The following is a 22,024-nucleotide window of genomic DNA, read 5'->3' on the forward strand; positions in this document are numbered from 1 at the left end:
GCTGTACTTTTTGCTCTTGTATAGCGTGATGGTGCCGGCCGGTGTCTGGATGCGCAGGTTGTTATCGTGGCTGCCGGCTTCGATCAGGCAGACGCTGATAGTCGGGTCCGCGCTCAGGCGGTTGGCCAGGACGCAGCCAGAAGATCCCGCGCCGACGATTACGTAGTCAAAGTCCGTTTTCATGCGTTTCTCCTTACGGGGCTCACTGATTGACGGCGGGCGCGACGTCGGCTGGCAATGTAGTAAATCGGGGAGATGACCACCAAGCCGACGATCCAGGAGATGTCTGCGCCGCCCATGGCGTGAGCAATCACGCCGGTATAAAGCTCGGTCGCCATGAACGGGATCTGCACCAGGATGCCCAACACGTAGCAACCGACTGCCGTCCAGTTGAAGTAACCGTAGATGCCACCGTCACGGCGGAAGAATGATTCGACGTCGTACTTGCCGTGGGCGATCAGGTAGTAGTCCACCAGGTTAATCGCGGTCCACGGCACCAGCACGTACAACAACAGCAGAATGAAGTTGGTGTAATTGGCCATGAAGTCATCCTGGCCGAGCAGCGCCAGGGTGAGCGAAATCGAGAACAAGACCAACGCGGTCACCGCGCGGGACAGCGCCCCAGCCGACCATTTTGGTATCAGTGTCTGGCCGACAGTGATGGCCGAGAGGGTGCCGCAATACAGGTTCATGGCATTGGTGGCAGCAATGCCGATGGAGAACACGGCCATGACCAGGGTCGCGATGCTGCCGGTCATTGTGATAAGCCCGGCGATGATGTCGCCTTCAACGCTTAAACCGACGACGACACCCAGGGCCATGGGCAGTATCGAACCCAGGCAGCAGCCCCAATAGCTGGACCAGAACGCAGATCTGCCGCCGGTATCGGCGGGCATGTAGCGCGAATAGTCCGAGACATACGGCGCATACGCCAGTTGCCACAGGGCTGCGATCGACAGCGTGCCGAGAAAGCCCTGCACGTTGAATGCGTTGCGTTGCAGGAAATCAGCCGGCAGGCCATGCACCCCAATGATCCAGATGAAGCACAGCAGCAGGATCGCCCCGGAGAGGTAAGACATTACGCGGGTATAAGCATGGATCAGGCGATAGCCAAACACCGTCGCTATCACGCTTATGACACCCACCAGCACAATGCCTTGGTTGGTGCTGAACAGCGGAAAACGACTGTGCAGCGATTGACCGCCCAGTACCAGATTGGAGGCGAAAAACCCCAGGTACATAATCACCACCAGCGCCACCACCAGCAACGAGCCGTAAGAGCCGAACTGACCGCGAGTCTGGACCATCTGCGGTACGCCCAACTGCGGGCCTTGTGCCGAGTGCAGGGCCATGAAAATGCCGCCAATCAGGTTCCCCGCGATCAACGCCACCATGGCCGCCATGAACGGCAGCTTGAACACGGTCACCGCCAAGGCACCCGTGACCACGGTCAACAACATGATGTTGGAGCCGAACCAGATAGTGAACAAATCGCGGGCGCGACCGTGGCGTTGATCGAGGGCAATGGGCTGAATGGTGCTTAGTTCAAGGGTTGCCGGTCTTGAGTCATTATTATTCATGGGATTCGTCCACTGGGGTATCGCCCGGGTAGATCACTCGGGCATTTATGGCTGGCATCGCGTCGGTTACGCCTTTGCTATGCAAAGGATTTGCCGTTTAGCGCAGTTGGAACCAGGTGGTTTTCAGTTGGGTGTATTTATCGAATGAATGCAGCGACAGATCTCGGCCGAAACCCGACTGTTTACCGCCGCCGAACGGCACGCTGACGTCCAGGGCATCCACGGTATTCACCGAAACGGTCCCGGCATTCAAGCGACCCGCCACCCGATGCGCGCGGTTGAGGTCATCGGTCCAGACCGAGGCCGCGAGTCCGTAGATATGGTCGTTGGCCATCTTCACCGCTTGGTCTTCATCGTCGAAGGCGGTGATCGCCAGTACCGGACCGAAGACCTCTTCGCGAGACAGGCGCATGTCGGGGCTGACTCCGGTGAACAGCGTTGGCTGAATGAAGTTGTTCGATCCGTTGATCGTTAGACGTTTACCGCCGGCCAACAGATGTGCGCCACTGGCGCTTGCCTCGGTGATGTAATCCATCACGCGCTCGGCTTGTCTGGCATCGACAATCGCACCCATTCTGCTCGCCGGATCGAGCGGGTCACCGGGCTGCCATTGCTTGGCTTTCTCGATCAGGCGCTCAACGAATTCATCGTGAATGGAACGCTGCACCAGCAACCGTGAGTTCGCCGAGCACACTTCGCCCTGATTGAAAAAGATCCCGAACGCAGCTTTTTCGGCCGCCAAGTCCAAGTCCTGACAATCGTCGAACACCAGGTTCGGGCTTTTGCCACCGCACTCCAGCCAGACTTGTTTGAGGTTCGACTGCGCCGAGTACTGCATGAAGTATTTGCCCACCTGGGTCGAACCCGTGAACACCAGTGCATCGACGTCCGGGTGCAGGCCCAAGGCGCGGCCTGCCTGCTCGCCCAGCCCGGTCACAACGTTGAACACACCCTCCGGAACCCCAGCCTGCAACGCCAGTTCAGCCAGGCGCAGGGCGGAGAAGGGCGACTGCTCGGCAGGTTTCAGGATCACGCTATTACCCGCAGCCAGGGCGGGAGCGAGTTTCCAGGCGGCCATGTCCAGCGGAAAGTTCCACGGCACTACGGCGGCGATGACGCCCAGCGGCGCCCGCGTAATTGTGGCCAGTACATTAGGACCGGTCGGCGCGACTTGGTCGTACAGTTTGTCGAGGCTTTCGGCGTACCAGGCAAATACCTGCGCGGCGCCGGGGACGTCAATGGTGTAGGCGTCCATGACAGGCTTGCCCATGCTCAGCGAGTCGAGCAATGCCAGCTCTTCGCGGTGGGCAAGAATCAGCTCGGAGAGCCGCAGAAGGATGCCCTTGCGCTCGCGAGGGGCCATACGTGCCCACGGCCCGTGTTCAAACGCGTTGCGGGCGACACCGACGGCCAGGTCAATGTCGGCGTCGGCGCAGGCGGTGACGCGGGCGAGCAGGGTATTGGTGGCCGGATTGATCACCGCGAACGTCTTGCCGTCCTGTGAGTAATGGGCCCGCCCGCCGATGTTCGCTGCATCGATAAAGTGTTGTTTTTTTGCCAGGCTTTGCCAAGCGTTTAGGTCAGTCACTGCAGTCTCCAAGATAGCCAGTGAGGGCTACATCCACGATCAGTTGTGCCGATAGTGGTCGAAGTATCGAAAGCAGGAAATGAGTAAAAATGTGTTCGCTATCGATAAAAAAACTCACCAGCCGTGCACGATTTTGGTGCGTAAAGGGTGTTAGGCGACGACAGGTTTTTTAGCATCAAGCGCCAAGAAATTGCTTGTTTCCCGGCTGGCGTGAACGCCGCAGAATCCACGCACGATCCAGTTCCAGAACGGCCCGATTCTTGAAGGGCCATACAGAACTTCATGATTGCGTCACGGGACGGTTACTCCGGCGAATGGCCGCTTTTTTTTGCGATCAACTACTCTGTGGATCGACCACAGGCGTCGTTGCCACGCCCCGTTTTGATGCGTGATCCACCACTTACGAGGTAGCAATGGCTGCTTACAACCTGCGACAACTCAAATATTTTGTCACCACCGTCGAGTGCGGCAGTGTGGCTGAGGCGTCCCGCAAGCTGTACATCGCTCAGCCCTCGGTTTCGACGGCTATCAAGCAATTGGAAGAAAGCTTCGCCGTGCAGCTGTTCATTCGCCACCACGCCCAAGGCGTTTCATTGACCCCTAGTGGTGCGCGCTTCTACCGCAAGGCGCAGGAGTTGTTGCGGGTAGCTCACGAGTTTGAGCAGAACGCCCTGGCCGATAACGATGTGGTCTCCGGACAGATCGATATCGGCTGTTTTGAAACGGTCGCGCCGCTTTATTTGCCACGCCTGATCGCGGGCTTTCGGGATCGCTGGCCTGGGGTGGAAATTCGTATTCGCGACGGCGAACAACAGGAGTTGGTCCAGGCGTTGACCTCGGGCAGTATCGATCTGGCGATACTCTATGAGCATGATCTGGACAGCACCATCGATACCGCGCCGTTGATGACACCTCAGCAGCCCTATGCACTGTTGCCCGAGGGGCACCGTTTCGCCCATCAGGCGAAAGTATCGCTCAATGATCTGGTGCTGGAGCCTATGGTGCTGCTGGACGTGCAGCCCAGCCGTACCTATTTTGTGAGCATCTTCGAGGAACGCGGGCTGACGCCGCATATTCTGTTCAGCTCGCCGTCCATCGAGATGGTTCGCGGTATGGTCGGGCGCGGGTTCGGCTTTTCGATTCTGGTAACCCGGCCGCATTCCGAATACACCTACGACGGGCAAAAGGTGGTGTGCGTGCCATTGGCCGAGCAGGTCACCGGCTCCGGGCTGGCAGCGGCGTGGTTGCGCCGTTCGCAGCTGACCAAGCCGGCTCAGTTGTTTGTCGATCATTGTCGGGAAGTGTTGGCGCCCAAAGTGGACGCCTGACGTCAGTTGTGCAGAGACAGCGCGATGCGTTCGAGCATGGCGTCACAGGCATTCAATTGCTCGATGCTGACGAACTCATCGGGCTTGTGGCCTTGGTCCATGCTGCCGGGGCCGCAGACCACGGTCGCAATGCCGATGGCGTCGAACAACCCGCCTTCAGTACCGAATGCCACCGTGGTGAACTCGCTTGAGCCGCAGAACTGCGCAATCAACTGCGCGGCTTGGCTCTGGGCGTCGGTGGCGAGTCCCGGATAAGCCGACAGCTCGGAAAAGCGAATGGCGCTGCCAGCATCCACAGCCAGCATGCGTGGCAACACTTCCTGCTCGGCGTAACGCTCTAGCTGCTCAGCGACCTCGCGGGGATCTTGCGCGGGGAGGGCGCGCACTTCGAAATCGAAGCGACAGTCAGCAGGGACAATGTTGAGTGCTTTGCCGCCACTGATCACCCCGGTCTGCACCGTGGAGAACGGCGGGTCAAAACGTGGATCATGCAACTCAGGGGCACGCAGGCGCGAGCCGATCCGTCCCAGTTCGCCAATCAACTCAGCGGCGTATTCGATTGCATTGACGCCCTGCGGCGAATAGGCCGAGTGACACGCCGCACCGTGGACGTCGCAACGCATGGCCAATTTACCCTTGTGACCCAGCACAGGTTTAAGCTCGGTAGGTTCGCCGATGATGCACAGCAGGGGAGTGTGCGGCCGCTGTTCGAGGTCAGCGAGCAGGGAGCGCACGCCCAGGCAACCGACTTCTTCGTCATAAGACAGGGCAATGTGCACCGGCATTCGCAGCGGTGCTGCCAGCAATTTGGGTACAGCGGCCAGCACGCAGGCAATGTAGCCCTTCATGTCGGCAGTGCCACGCCCGTACAGCTTGCCGTTTTTTTCAGTCAGCTCGAACGGTGGCACGGTCCAGGCCTGTCCATCGACGGGGACTACGTCGGTATGGCCGGAAAGCACAATGCCCGGACGGTCGTCCGGGCCAAGGGTCGCGAAAAGGTTGGCCTTGCTGCGGTCTTCGTTGAAGATCAGCGTACAGGGCACGTCCAGCCGGGTCAGGTAATCGTGCACGAACTCGATCAAATGCAGGTTCGATTCGCGGCTGGTGGTGTCGAACCCGATCAGAGTGGCTAACAGGTTTCGGCTGCTGCTCATCTACTTATCACCCGGTACTTTACTCATCACCAGGAACTCCGTAACTCGGGGCCTTGGTCGGATCCAGCGCGCGGACGATGTAGTCGTGCATCTGCGGTCTGTAAGCCGTCCACAGCTGTGCCAGTTTTCCGATGGGGTCTTCATCCGCCCAGTCGACGCGCAGGTCGACGATGGGCCAGGTCAGTTCACCCACCACCACCAGTGCCGCGGAGTGAACAGGGCCTGCCTCGCCGCCAGCGGCCACTGCGGCCTGCATGGCGGCCAGCAGGCGTTCGGCCAATTGCCCGCCGCTGTTTTCAAAGGTATGCACCAGGGTTTCAATCACCGCCCGATTCGCCAGCATGTTGCCAGCGCCCACGCACTGTTCACCGGCCAGCGCATTGTGCGTACCGAGGGTTTCACTGCCACTGAAATGCGCGGTTTGCCCCAGATGATCAATGGCCGTCAGTTGGCGAAATTGACTGTAACCATTGCTGGTCAGCGCCTTGTCCAGGGCCTGCGAGGGAGATAGACCGCTCTCCATCTGGTCGAGCACTTGAGGGCCTAGGGCGGGGAGGGTGATGTTCTGCGTGGCGACTGCACCTACGCCCGGACGCAGCCAAGGGCAACGTGCACCCACGGCAATGCTGGAGGAACTGATGGCGATGCCCAATTGACCTGTTTCGGCGCAACGGCCGACGATTGAAAACGTCATGGTGTGTGCGTCCTGTGCTTTTAGAAAATGGAGAGCTTAGGAAATAACAGCGTCCGGAATGACCGCGATCACGTCGATTTCCATTAACCACTCCGGTTGTCCCAACCCTGAAATGATCAGCCCGGTGGAGATCGGAAATACGCCTTTGAGCCATTTCCCGACTTCCTGATAGACCGGTTCTCGGTAACGGGGGTCAATCAGGTAGGTCGTGGTTTTGACTATATGGCTCAGGTCACTGCCTGCTTCCTCCAGCAGCTGTTTGACGTTTTTCATCGCCTGTTCGGCTTGGGCGCGAGGGTCGCCGAGGCCGACGAGATTGCCTTCAAAGTCGGTGCCGATCTGGCCGCGAACATAGACAGTGTTGCCTGCGCGCACGGCCTGACACAGATCGTTATCCAATGATTGGTTCGGATACGTTTCTTTGGTGTTGAACATGCGAATGCGCGTATGGGTAGGTTGGGTCATCCACATTTCCTCGGATTACAGCGTCAATTGGACAGGGCTCCATTCTGTCCATGCGCTGCTGTCGGCGAAACGAGGTTTTTTGTAGTGCTTGGTTAAGTAAATGATGGTTAGTTGAATTTCATTGGAAAACTCTATGTTGGCGCCGACCCTGTGGGAGATTCTTGCTTGCGAAGGCATTGTCATGAGCGCTGATATATTCGGATTGATGGGCTGTTGCATGAAGGGCTGGTCAGGCAGACCGTATCGCGACCTTCGCAAGCAAGCTTGGCTCCCACGGGGGCGGTGGCATTGGCGGTTGTTTGTGTCGGTGGTTTTACTGCTGAAAATATCCCAAGCCAGCTTGATTTTTCGCCTTTACACCAATGCCCAAACTGCCCCAAATCCTGTGGGAGCCAAGCTTGCTTGCGAAAGACACGACGCGGTGTATCAGACATACCGCGTCGCCTGCTTTCCCGAATGAATTCGGTCCCACAGAGGATCTGTAATTTTCGGTAGGAATCACACCATCAAAGCTTTCCATACTCCCGCGCCGTGCGATCTACCGCGATGCGGGTTTTATCTACCAGCTCATCAAGCTCCGCCCGCGTTGCCACCAGTGCCGGTGCCATGATCATGCGGCCCAGGGTCGAGCGGATGATGACGCCTTCCTCGAACCCGATGGTGCGGCAGCGCCAGGCGATATCGTTCTCGTTGACGAAGCGTTTGCGGGTGGCTTTGTCTTCAGCAAACTGCAAGGCTGCTACCAGTCCAACACCCTGGATCTCTCCCACCAGCGGATGGTCGGTGAACACCTCCCGCAAGCAATTTTGCAGATAAGGCCCGGTATCGTCTCTGACCTGCGTCACCACGCCTTCATCGCGCAATGCCTTGAGGTTGGCAATCGCCACCGCAGCGCATACAGGGTGCCCGGAGTAGGTGAGGCCGTGGGCGAACACGCCGCCTTTCTCCACCAAGGCTTCAGCCATGCGTCGGGATAGAATCAATCCACCCATAGGGATATAGCCGGAGGTGAGTCCTTTGGCGATGGAGAGTGTGTCGGGTTCGAAGCCAAAGGTCTGGTGGGCGAACCATTCGCCCGTCCTGCCGAAGCCGCCGATGACTTCGTCGGCACACAACAGTACGTCGTATTGGCGGCAAATGCGTTGAATCTCCGGCCAGTAGGTGGCGGGCGGAATGATCATTCCACCCGCGCCTTGAAAAGGCTCGGCAACGAAGGCTGCGACCTTGTCCGCGCCCAGTTCGAGGATCTTCTCTTCCAACTGACGGGCTGCCCGCAGACCGAATTCCTCTGGGCTCAGGTCACCTTCATGGGCATACCAGTACGGTTCGTCGATGTGTGCCACATCAGGAATTATGCCGCCCATTTCGTGCATGAACTTCATCCCGCCCAGCGCCGTCGCTGCCAGCGTAGAGCCGTGATAACCGTTCCAGCGTCCGATCATGATTTTCTTTTCTGGCTTGCCCATCACCTGCCAGAACTTGCGAACCGTGCGGATCAACACCTCGTTGGCTTCAGACCCTGAGTTGGTATAGATCGCATGGCTGTAGTGCTTGGGCAGCAGGCTAAAAAGCAGCTCAGACAGTTCAATCACCGCCGGGTGGGTGGTGTGGAAGAACATGTTGTAGTACGGCAGTTGTTCCATCTGCGCAAAGGCAGCGGCGGCCAAGTCTTTGCGTCCGTAACCGAGGTTTGTGCACCACAGGCCCGACATGCCATCCAGATAATGTTTGCCATCGTTATCCCATAACGACAGGCGTTCGCCGCGGACCATGACCCGTGGTCCTTCCTCGTTCAATGATTTCTGGTCGACGAATGCATGAATGTGATGGGCTGCATCGGACGCTTGATAATCAACGGTTGTGCGGGTTTGGCTGAGTTCAACGGACATGGCGGGTCTCCTGTGATCGCCTTGATGTATTTAATATTTGTCATCTAAAAATATTTTTGTAAAGAAAATATTTGTCGTTAAAAATAATTAGCCGTACGCTCAACCCTATCGCCACAGCACGTCAGAGCAAAAATGACCGGACTCAGAGAACGACAGAAAGGGCAGCGCAGGCAGGTGATTGCTGATGCCGCCCTGGAACTTTTCAGCACCCATGGGTTTGTTGCCACCACGCTGGAGCAGATCGCCAATCAGGCAGGGGTGTCGGCTCCGACGGTGGTGAATTACTTCGGCGGCAAGCAGGAAATCCTGCTCGCTTTGCTTAAAGAACCCGATGAACAAGCGATGCGTGAGGCCCGCTCGCATTTGGATGAAAACGCAGACCCGGTGGACGCCTTATGTGAACTTGAGGGCCTGATGACCACTTACCAACTGCGGGCCATGCCGGCTTCTCTTTGGCGCGAGCTTGCCCCGTTTTTGTTCACTGGCGAGCTGTCGGAAACCTTCCACCCCTGGAATGCCGCAGTCGTTGCAGAAACCACAGCGCTGCTGCTGCACTTTCAACGGCAGGGTGTGCTGAGGGAGTCGATTGACATCGACGTCGCGGCCACCGTGTTCAACCAATACGCCAATATGGCGTTCATTCGTTTGGCGACCGAGGTCACGCCCGACAGAGAGGCACATGCCAAGCACATGCGCAGCGTGCTCAGCTTAATGTGCCATGGAATGCTCAAGGGCTGAGCCCCTGCGCGACGTTTCCTGCGAACCTAGCTTTTTCCTGCCCTGCGACGACAAAAATCATAATTTCGCTATCCCCTGTATCTGAACAGAATGCGTGAACACCCGCCTTCGAGAAGGACGCAGAGATGACAGTTGAAAGAATAGAAATAGATACGCTGGTGGTTGGCGCCGGTCAGGCCGGCGTGGCCATGAGTGAACATCTCAGCAAACTCGGGGTGCCGCACCTTGTGCTTGAGCGCAGTCGTATTGCTGAACGCTGGCGCACAGAACGGTGGGATTCGCTGGTTGCCAATGGTCCTGCCTGGCACGATCGTTTTCCCGGTCTTGAGTTTGACGATCTCAATCCCGATGGCTTTGCGCCGAAAGAGCGGGTGGCGGATTATTTCGAAGCCTATGCCAAGAAATTTAACGCGCCGATCCGTACCGGCGTAGAAGTGAAGAGTGTGCAGCGCAATGTTGGCCGGCCGGGTTTCACGGTTGAAACCTCTGAGGGTGTGATCGAGGCCAACCGCGTGGTAGCCGCTACCGGGCCCTTCCAGCGCCCTGTTATTCCGCCGATTGCACCGCAAGACCAGCGATTCACACAAATCCATTCCGCCCAATATCGTAACCCGGAGCAGTTGTCCGAGGGCGCCGTTTTGGTGGTGGGTGCCGGATCTTCCGGGGTGCAGATCGCTGATGAGTTGCAGCGTGCCGGCAAGAAAGTTTACCTCTCGGTTGGGCCGCACGATCGTCCTCCACGGGCTTACCGCAACCGTGATTTCTGCTGGTGGCTAGGGGTTCTCGGCGAATGGGATGCAGCGGCCGCGAAGGCGGGCAGGGAACATGTCACCATTGCCGTCAGCGGTGCTCATGGTGGCCGTACGATTGACTTCCGAAGCCTTGCCCACCGGGGCATGACGCTTGTGGGTTTGACGAAAACGTTCAACGACGGCGTGGTGAGCTTTCAGGCTGATTTGGTCGACAACCTTGCCCGTGGTGATGAGAATTATCTGGCGCTACTGGATGCCGCCGATGCTTACGTTGAACGCAATGGACTCGACCTTCCGCAAGAGCCAGAAGCGCGCATTACGTTCCCGGATCAAGAATGTATTACCCATCCCATTCTTGAACTTGATCTGGTCGAAGCGGGTGTTACCACGATCATCTGGGCAACCGGTTTTGCAGTCGATTACAGCTGGCTGAAGGTCGGCGCCTTCGACGCTAATGGTAAACCGCAGCATCAGCGAGGCGTTTCGAGCGAGTCGGGGATCTATTTCCTGGGCTTGCCATGGCAGTCGCGTCGTGGCTCGTCCTTCATTTGGGGCGTCTGGCACGATGCCAAACATGTGGCTGATCACATTGCCACGCAGCGTAAATACCTCGCCTATCGTGATGCCTCGCAACGCCAACACGACCTGCCCCAACCGGTCATTGGCTAATGGGCCGGCGCACAGGGTTCTTTTTCGACGAGCGCTGTTTCTGGCACGCGGCCGGGATGCATAGCCTGGTCCTGCCTGTGGGTGGCTGGTTACAGCCGCCCAGTGGCTCCGGCCATGCCGAGTCAGCGGAAAGTAAGCGTCGGCTGAAGTGCCTGATGGACGTCTCCGGACTTAGCGATCAACTGCAATTGTCCAGTGCCCCAATGGCCAGCGAGGCCGACTTGCTGCGCGTGCACCCGGAACATTACCTACAGCGCTTCAAGGCCATGAGTGATGCCGGGCATGGCGAATTGGGCGAAGAGGCCAGCGTGGGGCCGGGGACTTACGAGATTGCCAAACAGTCTGCCGGGCTCGCCATTGCTGCTGTCGATGCGGTGCTCAAGGGGCACGTGGACAATGCCTATGCGCTGTCACGTCCCCCAGGCCATCACTGCCTGGCCGACAAAGCCATGGGTTTTTGCTACCTGGCGAACGTCGCCATTGCTGTGGAAACCGCCATTGCCAGGCATGGGGTAGAGCGCGTGGCGGTCCTGGACTGGGACGTACACCACGGCAACGGCACGCAGTCGATCTTCTATGCGCGTAAGGATGTGCTGACCCTGTCGATTCATCAGGATGGCTGCTTCCCGGTGGGCTACGGTGGCAGCGAGGATATTGGCGAGGGGGCAGGCCGTGGTTTCAACCTCAACCTGCCGTTGTATCCAGGGGGTGGCGACGATGCTTATCGTTATGCCATGAACACCGTCATTGTCCCGGCACTGGAGCGCTTTCGCCCGGACCTGATCGTGGTGGCCTGTGGTTTCGATGCCAACGGTGTCGACCCGCTGGCCCGTATGCTGCTGCACAGTGAATCTTTCCGTGCAATGACCGCTATCGTTCGCCAGGCCGCCGAGCGTTTGTGTGGCGGTCGCCTGGTGCTGGTGCATGAAGGCGGATATGCCGAAGCCTATGTACCGTTCTGCGGTCACACGGTGATCGAGGAGCTGGCGGGGGTGCGAACCGAGGTGGTTGATCCATTCCTGCCGATGCTTGAAGGGCAGCAGCCAACCACGGAGTTTCGTGCGTTCCAGCGTGAGGCGATTGATCGGATCGCCGCAGCTACAGAGAATATGTCTGCGACGTCAACTGTAAAGTGACTTGCCCAGCGGCTTGCCAACAGCACTGCGACCTCCGAGCCGTTTGTCGTTCTGGGCGTTGGGCAGCCGCAAAGTCATATGTTGGCGCCAAGCGTCGCAGGCAGGCACGGTATCGTTCAAATTGCCTACGCGGGCTCGCAGCTTTCGCGCCCGATCATCTAAAATAGGGTTTGGTGGTGACGTACGGCACGGTCTGTGCTTCTTATCTTCATGACATATTTATGACAGATAAGTGAAGGCTCCATGGGCGCATCCAAACTTTCCACTGCCAATGCTAAAACCATCAAGCGTCGTGCCACGGTGATCTTTCGCCGCGATGACCGAATTCTGTTTGTGCGCAAGCGCAAGGCTAAGTGGAACCTGCCCGGTGGTCGAGTCGAGCAGAACGAGACGCCGCTGCAGGCCGCCTTGCGCGAGATGGCCGAAGAGACCGGGATGACCCTCGGTCAACTCTTTTACATCTCTGAATATGAAGAAAGCAACGTTATCCACTACTTATTCGAAACCGCGCAGTCGGTACCGCAGGAACCGCAGCCGTGTAACGAGATTGCGGATTGCCGCTGGTTTACCGTGAGTGAGTTAGGCAAACGAAATGTCAGTGGGGCGGTTAAAGCATTGCTCAAACACTGGGCCTCAGAGATGGCTGTTCGATTGCCCGTACAGCAGGGGTCCGATGCTGCAAGGGCTTCTTGATTAGAAGCCCTTAAGAAAACAGCGGCAGGTTTGGATTCAGTGTTTGCCGAGTTTGACCAGAAGTGCTTTGGCAGCAGCTTCGGATGACGCTGGGTTTTGACCCGTGATCAACAGGCCATCCTCGACCACGTAGGACTGCCAGTCAGCAGCCTTCGAGTAGTGGCCGCCGTTTTGCTTGAGCATGTCCTCTACCAGGAAAGGCACCACTTCGGTCAGGCCGACAGCTTCTTCTTCGGTGTTTGTAAAACCGGTCACCGACTTACCGGATACCAACGGTTTGCCGTCGGGTGCTTTGGCGTGGCGAAACACTCCAGGCGCGTGGCACACCGCCGCAAGTGGTTTACCGGCCGAAAGCGTGCTTTCAATCAGGGCGATGGACTGCGCGTTCTCTGCCAAATCCCAGAGCGGGCCGTGGCCACCTGGGTAGAACACGGCGTCAAAGCTGTCGTGTGTGACATCGTTCAACCCCAGGGTGGTAGCCAGTTGCGCGGTTGCGCTGCTGTCTGCCTTAAAGCGGCGCGTGGCGTCGGTCTGAGAGTCAGGCTCGTTGCTTTTTGGGTCCAGAGGGGGTTGACCACCTTTGGGTGATGCGAGAACGATTTCAGCACCTGCATCTTTGAAAACGTAATACGGCGCTGCCAGTTCTTCCAACCAAAAACCGGTTTTCTTTCCGGTATTACCCAGCTCTTCGTGGGAAGTTAGAACCATTAAAATCTTCATTTTTGCTGCCTCTAGTAGGTCTAAATAAGGATTGCGAATGGCCGACTTCGCCGCATCAAACACAGGGAATCTGCGGGCTGCCCTCAGACATAGAATCTCCCACAGTTTTTTGGACTGCCCCAAATTCGGCGGCATGCCGAGAATCGGTGGGACCGAACTTGTTCGGGAAGCAGACGCCGCGGTTTATCAGACATACCGCGGCGCTACCTTCGCGAACAAGTTCGCTCCCACTGGGATTTGTGGGCTGCCCTCAGACATAGAGTCTTGTCTGTGTGGGCCGTTCATTAGCCATTTATTTTTTGCTGCCCGCCAATGGCGGCGTTCTTGGCGGAATCAATCGCTTCGTCCCGTTCGACTCAAACGCTGAAGCAAAGCGAAGCAGCGCCGAATCGTCATAAGCGCGACCGGCAAATGTCAGCCCGACAGGCATGCCGATGTCCGGCATTACGCCCATCGGCACCGTGACCGTCGGTACGCCCAGGTGCCGAATGGCGAGGTTGCCATTGGCGACCCAAACGCCATTACTCCACGCGATGTCCGCTGACTTCAGATCGACATCGGCATTCGCTGGCCCCACGTCAGCGACCGTTGGGAATAACACCGCATCCAGCCCGAGCCGATCCATCCACTCCTCAAGATCGATTCGACGCGTCTGTTCAAGTCCTCGCAGTCCATCAGCCAGCGTAGGAATCTCGTCCCACGGTGTGATGCCGCGCTCGGCCATCCTCACGTACTCGTCCATGCCCGCAGCAAGATCGTCCTCGCGGTTGGGCAGGGTTCCCGGGTCGTGGGGGAAAATCAGCGGTCCGTCCACGTCGGCCAGGCGGTTCAGCTTAGGGTCGCCGTTGGCCCGCAGAAAATCATCGAACGCCCACGCCGACAGATCCCACAACTCGTGGTGAAGGAATTCTTTGGACACCAAGCCCCGAGTGAACACCGTCGGTGCGCCAGGGCGATCACCTTCGCAGTTGGAGACCAATGGGAAATCAACCTCGACAACTTCCGCTCCGGCGGCTTCGAGTGCCTGGCGAGCTGCTTCCCAGAGTTCGATCACGGAGGCTCGGGTGATAATTCGCTGCCCCGTCGGGCCGCCGATACCGGGCGCATCAGCCGTGCCCGCTTCGGGGTCCGCATTGATATACATGCGGGGAACGCCGAAGCGCTTTCCTGCGAGTGCATCGCACGTCGCGGCCAGCTCGGTATAGGAGGGCGGGCGGACCGAAGCGACGCTCGGGATCGGCACCCAGGGTTGTAGCCGCCACAGATCGCCCCGTGTGTCGGGATCGTCCGCCACTACCACATCGAGTACCTCCAAGAGGTCCGCCATGGTTCTGGCATAGGGCACAACCACGTCCATGGTCGGCGTCAACGGCCAGTTCCCGCGCACCGAGATCACCCCGCGTGACGGTGTATAGGCACACAAGCCGTTGTTCGATGCAGGACCGCGTCCGCTCGACCAGGTTTCTTCCGCGAGGCCGAACGCCGCGAAACTGGCTGCGGTTGCAGTCCCTGCGCCGTTGGATGAGCCCGATGCGAAGGGCGCGGTGAGGTAGTCAGCGTTGTACGGGCTCTCTGCACGGCCATACAGCCCTCGCTGCATGCCGCCGTTTGCCATGGGAGGCATATTGGTTTTGCCCAGGCAAATTGCTCCAGCGGCGCGAAGCCGTTCGATCGTGAACGCATCGCGGTAAGCAATCAGCTTCGCAAAGGCGGGACTGCCAGAGGCTGCGGTGAGCCCTTTCACGAGGTAACTGTCCTTGGCCGTATAGGGAATACCCTCCAGCGGACCCCGTGTTTCGCCCCGTGCCCGACGAGCATCGCTCGCCTGCGCCTCGGTGAGCGCATCAGGGTTTCGAACCACCACCGCATTGAGGGCGGTGGGGGTGTCGGGTCCGTTATAAGCATCGATCCTGGCGAGGTAGGCCTGGACAAGCTCAACCGCAGTTGTTTGCCCAGATTCGAGCGCGGCACGCAGTTCGGCAATGGAGACTTCGGTGACCTCAATCATGCGGTCACTCCTGTCTGCGGGTGGTTGAGGGAGTGGTTGTCCACATCGCCATAGTTGTCCGCCTGTGCCTTGGTCTCAAGGGCATCATGTATCTCGAAATCGGCTCTCATATCGGTCCCGCTTGAATGGCTTTATGCGACAGGGTCTTTACCGAAACCTCGGCACGCGCAGTGCCCGAGGGCCTTATTGAGCGTTCGGTCGGCAGTTGATGAGTGAGTGTAACAATTTGGCTGCCGTGTCGGCTTCATCACCCTTCGAATTTGCCAACGGGGATATCTACGTATTTGACGGCGGGGTACCGCGAAAGGCATCTAAACCTGATAGTTGCTCCAAGCGATGCGACGACGCTCTGGAACGTTTTTCAGGGGCAAGGTCACAATAGGCTGATCAGGCAGACCGTGTCGCGACGTTCGCAAGCAAGCTTACTCCCACAGTTTTTTTGGATTGCCCCAAATCTGGCGGCATGCCGAGATTCGGTGGGACCGAACTTGTTCGGGAAGTAGACAACGCGGTGCATCAGGAAGACCGCGTCGTTTCATTCGCAAGCAAGCTTGCTCCCACCGGATCTATGAAATGCACCAACTCCAAAGCCATGCCGAGAACTCTGTAGACTGAACTTGTTCGGGAAGCAGGCGACGCGGTGCATCAGGAAGGCCGCGTCGTTTCATTCGCAAGCTTGCTTGCGAAGGCAATCGTACAGGCCAGTGCCGAGGGCAAAGGGGGAGTGAGTCAGTGGGCGTTTAAGCCGCTTACCTTGGCCAAAGCAATGGAAAAAGCGGGGTGTCCATGATTACCCCTTCGGCCAGGCTTTCTCGTAGGCCCGGAAATTCTGGCGAAGTCACCCACGGGCGCGGGGCATGGCGAACGTCGTCGCCGAGCATCCGCACTGAAAATGCGCGACGTCGATGCTGTCCGCCAACCCCGGCAGAGGCATGTAGCGTCAGCATGTTAAAACACACCAGGTCACCCGGTTGCAGTGCCCAGCCGAGGATCGGAAAGTCGTCCCGGTGCTCCTCGATATTCGGCAGGTCGGCCAAGCTACCCTCGGCGAACCACTTGGCTTGGTTGTCCATGAACGAGCGCGGCATCAGCCATGGCCCCCGGTGCGAACCGGCGACAAACTCCAGGGTCGATGCCTTGGCTACGGGATCTACCGGAATCCAGAAGCTAATAGTGTCTGAGCCGCTGATGTTGTAGTACGGCTGGTCCTGGTGCCAAGGCGTGCGCTGGCGAGTGTTGGGTTCCTTGACCAGCACGTGGTCGTGGTACAGCCGAACTTCCCGGCTACCGAGCAGAGTGGAGGCGATAGATGCCAGCGCCGAGTCATGGATGACGCGTCGATAGTGCTCGTTCTCCTGCCAGTTGCAGAAGTCCTCGAAAAACCATCCTGGATCATCGGCGCTGCTCGCCACCTTGGCCCGCGGGCTGGGGTGTGCGAGGTTCTGCTCGATGCCGTCCTTTAACTGTTCGAGCAGCGGGACGGTCAATGCATTGCGGATGCACAAGGCCCCGTGGTCGCGGAAAAAGCGTCGGGCTTCGTCACCCAGTTCGCGGGCCTGGAAGTCGCCGTCAGTGGCTGAAAATGCTGTCATGGCCTGTCACTCACCGTACACATCGTAATTAAAGTACTTGTGGGAGATGCGGTCGTATTCGCCGGATTTGCGCAAGGCCGCGATGGCACCGTCGAGCTGGTCGCCCAGTGCCTTGTCGTTCTTGCGAATACCGATGGCCACGCCGTTGCCGATAATGCTCTTGTCGGTGATCGGGTCGCCGGCGAAGGCGAAGTCCTTGCCCTGAGGTTTTTGCAATAGGCCGATGTCGCCCTGCACCGAGGCCTGGAATGAGGCGTCCAGGCGTCCGGAGATCAGGTCCATGAACACTTGGTCTTGGGTCTGGTAAGACTGGATGACAGCGCCGGCCGGTGCCCATGTGGACTTGGCGTAGCTTTCTTGCTGCGACCCCTGGACCACACCCACCGATTTGCCTTTCAGCGATGCCGGTGTCGGCAACAGCCCAGCCCCTTTCTTGGTGATCAGCGACGACGGCGCGACATAGAGGCGCTGGCTGAAGTCCACTTGCTGACGACGGGCTTCGGTGTCGCTGAACGCCGAGAGAATGCCGTCGAACTTGCGCGCTTTCAGCCCCGGGATCATCCCGTCAAAGTTTTGCTCGACCCAGACACAGCGAGCCTTCAACTCTGTGCATATGGCATTGCCCAAATCGATGTCGAACCCGGTCAGAGAACCGTCTGGCTCTTTTTGCTCAAACGGTGGATAGCTGGGATCAACGCCAAACCGGATCACGCTAGCGGCGTGGGTCAGGGAGGCCATCAGGAGCCCAGAGATCAGAGTGGCGCATTGCAGGTTGAGTCTTGGCATGGAAACCTCGCAAAGGGTCAGAGCAAAAGGGGACTGCGATTCAGGCTTCGGATGACAGGAAGGCTTCGGTCAACTTGACCCAGTAGCCAGCGCCGCGCATCAGATTGTCGTCGTTGAAGTCATACCGTGGGTCGTGAATCATGCAGCTTTTATCACCTTCACCATTGCCGATGATCAGGTAGCAGCCCGGGCGCTCCTGCAAGAAATAGGCGAAATCCTCACTGCCGTTGAACGGCACAAGATCGGTCAGTACTTCGTCGTGGCCCAGCCAGTCGATGGCCACCTGAGTGGCGAACTCAGTCATGGCCGGATCGTTAACCAGCAACGGGTAGTCGGCGCTGTAGTGCACGTCTGCGGTGGCACCGAAAGCATCTGCCTGAGCGTGAATCAAATGCTTGATCTGCTTCTCTAGCCGGTCGCGCACGGTGTTGTTCAATGCTCGTACCGAGATCAGCATATCGGCGCTGTCGGGTATCACGTTGGAGGCCTTACCGGCGGTGATGGCGCCAACGGTGATGACGCTCATTTCCTGGGGCGAGACATTGCGCGAGACGATGGTCTGCAACGCCATGATGATGCTTGCGCAGACCACCACCGGGTCGACGCAATGGTGCGGCATGGCGCCGTGGCCACCGTGGCCGTGCACGGTCACTTTGACTTGGTCCGCAGAGGCCATGAAAGGCCCGGCGCGAAAGCCCAGCTTGCCCACCGGGTAGCCGGGCATGTTGTGCATGGCGAACAGTGCATCGCAGGGGAACTGCTCCAGCACGCCTTCCTGAATCATGCGTCGGGCGCCGGCCAGGCCTTCTTCGGCGGGCTGGAAGATTAGCCGAACGGTGCCGTCGAACTCGCTGTCATGGGCCAGTATCTTGGCTGCGGCCAGTAACATGGTGGTGTGACCATCATGCCCACAGGCGTGCATCTTGCCGGGCACCTGGCTGGCGTAGGGTAGGCCGGTCTTCTCCAGAATCGGCAACGCGTCCATGTCGGCGCGCAGGCCCAGCACCTTCGGGCTATTGCCTTTTTTGAGGGTCCCAATGACGGCGGTTTCAGCGAATCCACGGTGCACGTCGTAGCCCCACTCCAACAAACGCTCGGCTACCAGCTCACTGGTGGCGTACTCCTGATAGCCGAGTTCCGGATTGGCATGGATGCGCTGGCGCAGTTCGCGCATTTCGGCTTCTATGGGCATCAATTGACTGTGCAGGTGCGGCATTGGCAAGATTCTTCCATAGTCTGGATACGTGGCAGCGGAGCAACTGTCGGGCCGTGTACGGCGCCTGGTTCTGGTGCGGCGTCGCGGGGACGTCCATCATGCTATCCAGCATAGGCTGGGCACGACTTGCCTCACAGGCAATCAGCAATGAACGCGGCAACCCTGGGTTAACAGCGGCGGAAACTATGAAGTTCTATCAACTCAATGCCTTGGTGGCAGTCGCCGAGGCCGGCAGTATCCGAGGGGCAGCCAAGCGCCTGGACACCTCGCCAGCAGCAGTGACCAAGGCGGTGCAGAAGCTCGAAGCGGAGACCTCCTTGCAACTGCTGGTGCGCAATACCTCCGGCATCGACTTTACTGAGGCGGGCAAGCGCTTGTTGGTTCAAGCCCGCTTGTTGGTGGCACAGATGGTCAGTGCCGGCCATGTGGTCGCCGATTGCAAGGGTGAGCTGACTGGCCGCTTGGCGGTAGCGGTCACGCCGTGGTTGGCCATGACCTTGCTGCCCCAAGTGACGGTGAGCTTTCGCCAGCGCTTTCCCCATGTGCAATTGGAACTGCATGAGGGGCTATCTTCGATTGCTTATCCGCGTCTGCGGGATGCCAGCCTGGATCTGTTCATCGGCCGACTCGACAGCCAATGCTCCAACGTCGACCTGAATTATGTGCCGTTGTTCACCGCCGATTGTGCGGTGGTGGCGCGTCGAGGTCACCCATTGGCGGAGTGTCGTTCATTGGATGAACTGGCCTTTGCGGACTGGATTCTGACGGCCCAGCACGACGCTGAGTTTGTCGCCCCGGGCCACGTACATTTCGCCCACTCGATATCAATTACCCTCAGCTTGCTACGTGAAACCGACATGCTCAGCATCTTCCCTTGGCCGTTGGTGGAAGTCTGCGCCCAGCGTGAAGGCCTTTGCGCTTTGCCGCTGCGCGAGCCAGTAGGTGGCGCCTTGGTCGGCGCTATCAGCCGCAGCGGTCAGCCGTTGCGCCCCGCGGCGGAGAAGTTTCTGCAATGCCTGATCGAGACTATCCAAGAAGAAATGCGCCAGCCGCAATCACCCTATCGCCGGATGTTGCAGACGGTGGAATGGGTGATTTAAGAGTTGTGCCTGATAGGAATAGGCAATGCTCCTGGATAAACCGGCATTGGTTGCCTACCGCCAAGCTTCTACCATGAGCAGGTACTTATTTTTCGGAGCGGCCTCATGAGCACCAGCAAAACTATTCTCATCACCGGTGTCAGCAGCGGGTTCGGTCGTGCGCTGGCCAGTGAAGCGCTCGAAACCGGGCATCGAGTCATCGGCACCGTACGCAATGACGAAGCCTTGCGGGCCTTCGAGGCGTTGTCCCCGGATCGCGCCCATGGCGTGGTGCTGGACGTGACAGATTTTGCCCGTATCGACAGTGTCGTCGCCGATATCGAGGCAGGCCTAGGCACAGTAGACGTGCTGGTGAACAACGCCGGTTACGGTCATGAGGGCATTTTCGAGGAATCATCACTGGATGAAATGCGTCACCAGTTCGACGTCAACGTGTTTGGCGCGGTGGCAATGATCAAAGCATTCGTGCCTTATTTTCGCCAGCGTCGCGCCGGGCACATCCTCAATATCACCTCAATGGGCGGCACCATCACGATGCCCGGCATCGCTTATTATTGCGGGAGCAAATTTGCCCTTGAGGGGATCTCCGATACCCTGAGCAAAGAACTCAAACCCTTTAATATTTTCGTCACCGCTGTTGCCCCTGGTTCTTTTCGCACCGATTGGGCCGGACGCTCCATGCACCGTACACCGCGCAGTATTGCTGATTACGACGCCAGCTTCGATCCGGTGCGCAAAGCGCGCGCAGAGAAGAATGGCAAACAATTGGGGGACCCGCGCAAAGCGGCTCAGGCAATGTTGAAAATTATTGCCAGCCCTACACCGCCCGCGCACCTCTTATTGGGCAGTGATGCGTTAGCATTGGTGCGCGAAAAACTGAGCCGCACCGCCAGCGAAATCGATCAGTGGGAAACGCTGACGCGCTCAACCGATGGCTGAGCCAACCCAAGCAAGGTGCAGACAATGAGTCAACCTGAGTGGCGTGCCCGTCGCATGGTGCAACTGATGGAGCAGCTTGCGCCTGTGGAGGGTTACAACATCAGCGCCTTGGCGGATGTTCGTTTCCTGCGCTCCAACCGGCCGCTGACCCGCACGCCGGTGCTCTATGACCCCGGTATCGTGATCCTTTGCCAAGGCCGCAAACGCGGCTACCTTGGAAGTGAGGTCTACGTCTACGACGCCCGGCATTACCTGGTGGTGTCAGTGCCGGTGCCGTTCACGATGGAGACAGACGCTAGTGCGGATGAACCCATGTTGGCAGTCTATTTTCATTTGGACTTCAAACTGGCCGGAGAGCTGATGCTGCAGATCGACGAAACCCAAGCTTCGAGCCGGGCTCAACCCAAGGGCATGTATTCATCGCCGATGGACGACCTGCTGAGCGAGTCAACGCTGCGGTTTCTCGAAGCGATGGGCAACCCCGCCGATGCGAAGATCCTCGGCCCGTCGCTGGTCCGGGAAATCTACTACCGCATCATCACCGGAGAGCAGGGCGGATCGATGCGCGCAGCACTGAACCGTCAAGGGCACTTTGGCAAGGTGACTCGGGCCATTCGCAAGATCCACAGCAGTTATCAGCAGCGTCTGGACGTGGAGTCTCTCGCGCAAGAGGCGAAAATGAGCGTGCCGAGCTTCCATCTGCACTTTCGCCTTGTCACCGACTCTTCGCCCATGCAGTACTTGAAGTCGACCCGATTGCATCAGGCGCGTTTACTGATGCTGCGCAACGACATGACAGCGTCCACCGCAGCGTTCAGTGTGGGTTATGAAAGTCCGTCGCAATTCAGCCGTGAATTCAAACGTTTCTTTGGGCGCACGCCCCAAGCGGAAGTGGAATGGATGAAGGCAACGTACGCGCTGCCTGCACCGACGCAGCCTTCTATTTATGTGTCGTCGCATTGACAGCGACGGGGGCG

General features: G+C 58.4%; 20 protein-coding genes. 8 read left to right on the forward strand and 12 right to left on the reverse strand.

What is annotated here, in order from left to right:
- From M0974_RS30530 to M0974_RS30540, 3 genes are all read right to left on the reverse strand, one after another.
- The coding region (locus M0974_RS30530; protein ID WP_297845676.1) for a lycopene cyclase family protein at nt 1-183 on the reverse strand (183 nt) is incomplete at its 3' end.
- Nucleotides 180-1,580, reverse strand: a complete 1,401-nt coding sequence (locus M0974_RS30535; RefSeq protein ID WP_297845678.1) for a cytosine permease — start codon at nt 1,578-1,580, stop codon at nt 180-182. The genes M0974_RS30530 and M0974_RS30535, both read right to left, overlap by 4 nt.
- Before the next feature lie 97 nt (nt 1,581-1,677).
- A complete protein-coding gene (locus M0974_RS30540) occupies nt 1,678-3,168 on the reverse strand; it encodes an aldehyde dehydrogenase (RefSeq protein WP_297845679.1) in 1,491 nt (496 codons plus the stop codon).
- A 413-nt stretch (nt 3,169-3,581) separates the two neighbouring features.
- Here M0974_RS30540 and M0974_RS30545 point away from each other — a divergent pair, with 413 nt between their 5' ends.
- Nucleotides 3,582-4,496 carry a LysR family transcriptional regulator gene (locus M0974_RS30545; protein WP_297845680.1) on the forward strand — a complete coding sequence of 305 codons (915 nt, stop codon included), beginning with the start codon at nt 3,582-3,584 and terminating at the stop codon, nt 4,494-4,496.
- 2 nt (nt 4,497-4,498) lie between these two features.
- On the opposite strand, the gene argE is transcribed toward M0974_RS30545, so the two are convergent.
- From argE to M0974_RS30565, 4 genes are all read right to left on the reverse strand, one after another.
- Nucleotides 4,499-5,650, reverse strand: a complete 1,152-nt coding sequence (gene argE / locus M0974_RS30550; protein ID WP_297845681.1) for an acetylornithine deacetylase — start codon at nt 5,648-5,650, stop codon at nt 4,499-4,501.
- Nucleotides 5,651-5,669: 19 nt separating this feature from the next.
- Nucleotides 5,670-6,344, reverse strand: a complete 675-nt coding sequence (locus tag M0974_RS30555) for a DUF1028 domain-containing protein (protein ID WP_297845682.1) — start codon at nt 6,342-6,344, stop codon at nt 5,670-5,672.
- Between the two features lie 36 nt (nt 6,345-6,380).
- Nucleotides 6,381-6,809 (reverse strand): RidA family protein, encoded by a 429-nt coding sequence (locus M0974_RS30560; protein WP_297845683.1) that lies wholly within the window; start codon nt 6,807-6,809, stop codon nt 6,381-6,383.
- Nucleotides 6,810-7,315: 506 nt separating this feature from the next.
- Nucleotides 7,316-8,698, reverse strand: a complete 1,383-nt coding sequence (locus M0974_RS30565) for an aspartate aminotransferase family protein (protein WP_297845685.1) — start codon at nt 8,696-8,698, stop codon at nt 7,316-7,318.
- Between the two features lie 132 nt (nt 8,699-8,830).
- On the opposite strand from M0974_RS30565, the gene M0974_RS30570 reads away from it, so the two are divergent.
- The 4 genes from M0974_RS30570 (at nt 8,831) to M0974_RS30585 (ending at nt 12,686) form a co-directional block, all read left to right on the forward strand.
- Entirely contained in the window at nt 8,831-9,436 is a 606-nt protein-coding gene (locus M0974_RS30570) for a TetR/AcrR family transcriptional regulator (RefSeq protein WP_297845686.1), read from the forward strand.
- A 125-nt stretch (nt 9,437-9,561) separates the two neighbouring features.
- The gene (locus M0974_RS30575; RefSeq protein WP_297845687.1) at nt 9,562-10,857 is read left to right on the forward strand and encodes an NAD(P)/FAD-dependent oxidoreductase; all 1,296 of its coding nucleotides are present in this window, start codon (nt 9,562-9,564) and stop codon (nt 10,855-10,857) included.
- Nucleotides 10,857-11,993, forward strand: coding sequence for a class II histone deacetylase (locus M0974_RS30580; protein WP_297845688.1), 1,137 nt, complete (start codon nt 10,857-10,859; stop codon nt 11,991-11,993). The genes M0974_RS30575 and M0974_RS30580 overlap by 1 nt, the downstream gene beginning before the upstream one ends.
- A gap of 243 nt (nt 11,994-12,236) precedes the next feature.
- Complete coding sequence (locus tag M0974_RS30585) at nt 12,237-12,686, forward strand: NUDIX domain-containing protein (protein WP_297845690.1); 450 nt, start codon at nt 12,237-12,239, stop codon at nt 12,684-12,686.
- Nucleotides 12,687-12,722: 36 nt separating this feature from the next.
- Here M0974_RS30585 and M0974_RS30590 read toward each other — a convergent pair whose 3' ends face one another.
- The 5 genes from M0974_RS30590 to M0974_RS30610 all read right to left on the reverse strand — a co-directional run bounded on the left by M0974_RS30590 (nt 12,723) and on the right by M0974_RS30610 (nt 19,008).
- Nucleotides 12,723-13,406 carry a type 1 glutamine amidotransferase domain-containing protein gene (locus M0974_RS30590; RefSeq protein WP_297845691.1) on the reverse strand — a complete coding sequence of 228 codons (684 nt, stop codon included), beginning with the start codon at nt 13,404-13,406 and terminating at the stop codon, nt 12,723-12,725.
- A 292-nt stretch (nt 13,407-13,698) separates the two neighbouring features.
- Nucleotides 13,699-15,414, reverse strand: coding sequence for an amidase (locus tag M0974_RS30595; protein ID WP_297845692.1), 1,716 nt, complete (start codon nt 15,412-15,414; stop codon nt 13,699-13,701).
- A 749-nt stretch (nt 15,415-16,163) separates the two neighbouring features.
- Nucleotides 16,164-17,006: a phytanoyl-CoA dioxygenase family protein gene (locus M0974_RS30600; protein ID WP_297845695.1), complete on the reverse strand. Its 843-nt coding sequence runs from the start codon at nt 17,004-17,006 to the stop codon at nt 16,164-16,166.
- Between the two features lie 6 nt (nt 17,007-17,012).
- Entirely contained in the window at nt 17,013-17,792 is a 780-nt protein-coding gene (locus tag M0974_RS30605) for an ABC transporter substrate-binding protein (RefSeq protein WP_297845698.1), read from the reverse strand.
- Between the two features lie 40 nt (nt 17,793-17,832).
- Entirely contained in the window at nt 17,833-19,008 is a 1,176-nt protein-coding gene (locus tag M0974_RS30610; protein WP_297845700.1) for a M20 aminoacylase family protein, read from the reverse strand.
- A gap of 185 nt (nt 19,009-19,193) precedes the next feature.
- Between M0974_RS30610 and M0974_RS30615 the strand changes: the two genes are divergently transcribed.
- From M0974_RS30615 to M0974_RS30625, 3 genes are all read left to right on the forward strand, one after another.
- Nucleotides 19,194-20,108, forward strand: a complete 915-nt coding sequence (locus M0974_RS30615) for a LysR family transcriptional regulator (RefSeq protein ID WP_297845701.1) — start codon at nt 19,194-19,196, stop codon at nt 20,106-20,108.
- Nucleotides 20,109-20,213: 105 nt separating this feature from the next.
- The gene (locus tag M0974_RS30620) at nt 20,214-21,047 is read left to right on the forward strand and encodes an oxidoreductase (RefSeq protein WP_297845703.1); all 834 of its coding nucleotides are present in this window, start codon (nt 20,214-20,216) and stop codon (nt 21,045-21,047) included.
- 24 nt (nt 21,048-21,071) lie between these two features.
- The gene (locus tag M0974_RS30625; RefSeq protein WP_297845706.1) at nt 21,072-22,010 is read left to right on the forward strand and encodes an AraC family transcriptional regulator; all 939 of its coding nucleotides are present in this window, start codon (nt 21,072-21,074) and stop codon (nt 22,008-22,010) included.
- Nucleotides 22,011-22,024 lie beyond the last annotated feature (14 nt).

Origin of the sequence: Pseudomonas sp. (assembly GCF_026224925.1) — a bacterium.
Lineage (GTDB): Bacteria > Pseudomonadota > Gammaproteobacteria > Pseudomonadales > Pseudomonadaceae > Aquipseudomonas.